This window comes from Streptomyces synnematoformans (assembly GCF_039531005.1).
Lineage (GTDB): Bacteria > Actinomycetota > Actinomycetes > Streptomycetales > Streptomycetaceae > Streptomyces > Streptomyces synnematoformans.
The window spans coordinates 1-3,013 of record NZ_BAAAPF010000516.1 but is presented as its reverse complement, the minus strand read 5'-3'; the positions used below and the strand labels follow the sequence as shown (position 1 = coordinate 3,013).

Sequence of the window (3,013 nt, the reverse complement as noted above, 5' to 3'; positions counted from 1 at the left end):
CCCGGCGGGTCCCGGGGCGCAGGCCCGCGGGGTTCGGGGCGCAGCCCCGCGGGGTCCCGGGCGCAGCACCGCGGGGTTCGGGGACGCAGGCCCCGGCGGGTCCCGGGGCGCAGGCCCGCGGGGTTCGGGGCGCAGCCCCGCGGGGTTCGGGGGCGCAGCCCCCGGCGGGTCTCGGGGCGCAGCCCCGAGTTTCGGGAAGGGGCGGGTACGGGAACCCTCCACCCGGCCTACGCCACCGGCGCCCCCGGCCCCGGCGGGGTCCCCGCGAGGACACTTAATCCGATACCGGGGGAAACCGGACTCCTCGCCGCGACTGGACTAGACCTCTCGCCTCTTTACACGCGAGACTGTCCCCCGTGAGACACGTCATCGCCCTCGATGTGGGCGGCACCGGCATGAAAGCCGCCCTCGTCGGGGCCGACGGCGCGCTGCTGCACGAGACCCGCCGGGCCACCCCGCGGGACGCCGGGCCCGACGCCGTCGTCGCCGCCGTGCTGGACTTCGCCGGCGAACTGCGGGACACCGGCGTGCGGAGGTACGGCGAGCCGGCCGTCGCCGCCGGCGTCGCGGTGCCCGGGATCGTGGACGACGCGGCCGGCGTCGCGGTGTTCGCGGCGAACCTCGGCTGGCGTGACGTGCCGTTCCGCCGCCTCCTCGGCGAGCGCCTCTCCTGCCCCGTCGCCGTCGGCCACGACCTGCGCACCGGCGGGCTGGCCGAGGGCCGGCTCGGGGCGGCACGCGCGGTGGACCGGTTCCTGTTCGTCGCGCTCGGCACCGGGATCGCCGCCGCCATCGGCATCGACGGCCGCATCGAGCCCGGTGCGCACGGCTCCGCCGGCGAGATCGGCCACATCGTCGTACGGGCCGACGGGCCGCCCTGCGGCTGCGGGCAGCGCGGCTGCCTGGAGCGGCTGGCGTCCGCGTCGGCCGTCGGCGAGGCCTGGGCGACGGCCTGCCGCGACCCCGGCGCGACGGCCGCGGACTGCGCGAAGGCCGTGGAGTCCGGCGACCCGCTGGCCGAGGCCGTCTGGCAGGACGCCGTCGACGCCCTCGCCGGCGGCCTGGTCACCGGCCTCACCCTGCTCGACCCCCGCCGGATCGTCGTCGGCGGCGGCCTCGCCGAGGCCGGCGACACGCTCTTCGTACCGCTGACGCGCGCCGTCCGGGCGCGCGTGACGTTCCAGACAACTCCCCAGATCGTCCCGGCGGAGCTGGGAGACGCCGCCGCCTGCCTGGGCGCCGGGCAGCTCGCCTGGGACCTACTCGCCACGGAGGTAACCGCCTGATGCGGGATTCGATGCGGGATGCGCCGCGGCAGGGCCGCACGGTGCTCACCGGAGCCCGGGTGGTCCAGCCGGCCGGCACCGTCGAGGACGCCCGGCTCACGGTCGAGGACGGCCGGGTCGCCTCGGTGGCACCCCGGGACGCCGCCGCGGGCCGGCGGGACGACCCCGCGGCCCCCCGGGACGGCGGCGAGCCCGCCGGCACCGACCTCCGCGGCCACTGGATCGTCCCCGGCTTCGTCGACATCCACGTCCACGGCGGCGGCGGCGCGTCCTTCTCCGGCGGCACCCACGAGCAGGCCCGCACCGTCATCGACACCCACCGCGGCCACGGCACCACCACCATGCTCGCCTCCACCGTCACCGGCGACCTGGACGACCTCGCCCGGCAGGCCGGCGTCCTGGCCGAGCTGGCCGAGGACGGCGAGCTGGCCGGCATCCACTTCGAGGGCCCGTTCATCTCCCCGCACCGCTGCGGCGCCCACCAGCCGTCGCTGCTGCGCGACCCCGAGCCCGCCGACGTGCGCAAGCTCGTCGAGGCCGGCCGCGGGCAGACCCGGATGCTCACGCTGGCGCCCGAGCTGCCGGGCGGCCTGGACTCCGTACGCCTCCTCGCCGACAGCGGCGTCCTCGCCGCCGTGGGCCACACCGACTCCTCCTACGACGCCGTGCGCGACGCCATCGAGGCCGGCGCCACCGTCGCCACCCACCTGTTCAACGCCATGCCCGTGCTCGCCCACCGCGCGCCCGGGCCGGTCGCCGCGCTGCTGGAGGACGAGCGGATCACCGTCGAGCTGATCGACGACGGCGTGCACCTGCACCCGGCGGTGCTGCGGCTGGCGTTCCGGCACGCCGGGCGCGGCCGGATCGCGTTCATCACGGACGCGATGGGCGCCGCCGGCATGGGCGACGGCCGCTACCCGCTCGGGCCGCTGGAGGTCGACGTGCGGGACGGGGTGGCCCGGCTGGTCGACGGCGGGTCGATCGCCGGCTCCACGCTGACGCTGGACACCGCGTTCCGCCGGGCGGCCACCGTCGACGGGCTGCCGGTCGCGGACGTCGTGGACGCCCTGTCGGCGACGCCGGCGCGGCTGCTGGGCGCGTACGACCGGATCGGGTCGCTGGAGCCCGGGAAGGACGCGGACCTCGTCGTGCTGGACGACGACTTCGCCCTCGCCGGGGTCATGCGCAAGGGTGCGTGGATCATCGAGCCGGGCGGCTGACGCACGCCGTCGGCGGCGCCGTCGACGGCGCGTGCTGTCGACGGCGCCCGAGCCCCATGGCAGGATTTTTCGCGCGTATGTTCCTCACGGTCACACTCAACACCGCACTCGACGTCACGTACCGGGTGCCGCGGCTGCGTGCCCACGAGTCGCACCGGATCACCGACGTCACCGAGCGGCCCGGCGGCAAGGGCCTCAACGTGGCCCGGGTGCTCGCCGCGCTCGGCCACCCGGTGACCGCCACCGGCTTCGCCGGCGGTCCCACGGGCGCACACGTGCGCGCGCTGCTGGCCGCCGCGGCCGGGCCGCTCACCGACGCGCTGGTGGACGTCGCGGGCAACACGCGGCGCACGGTCGCGGTCGTGGACGGCAGCACCGGCGACACCACGCAGCTCAACGAGGCGGGGCCGGAGGTCACCGCCGCGGAGTGGGCGGCGTTCCTCGACGCGTACTGGGCGCCGCCGGCATGGGCGACGGCCGCTACCCGCTCGGGCCGCTGGAGGTCGA

Annotated in this window: 3 protein-coding genes; all 3 read left to right on the top strand. The window is 77.4% G+C overall.

All coding sequences use genetic code 11. The features are described 5' to 3' along the window. Nucleotides 1–356 precede the first annotated feature (356 nt). Nucleotides 357–1,286: an ROK family protein gene (locus tag ABD317_RS35345; protein WP_344295833.1), complete on the top strand. Its 930-nt coding sequence runs from the start codon at nt 357–359 to the stop codon at nt 1,284–1,286. An 11-nt stretch (nt 1,287–1,297) separates the two neighbouring features. Next, entirely contained in the window at nt 1,298–2,506 is a 1,209-nt protein-coding gene (nagA, locus tag ABD317_RS35340) for an N-acetylglucosamine-6-phosphate deacetylase (protein WP_344295835.1), read from the top strand. Between the two features lie 77 nt (nt 2,507–2,583). Further along, a partial coding sequence (locus tag ABD317_RS35335; protein ID WP_344295831.1) for a PfkB family carbohydrate kinase occupies nt 2,584–3,013 on the top strand: 430 nt, incomplete at its 3' end.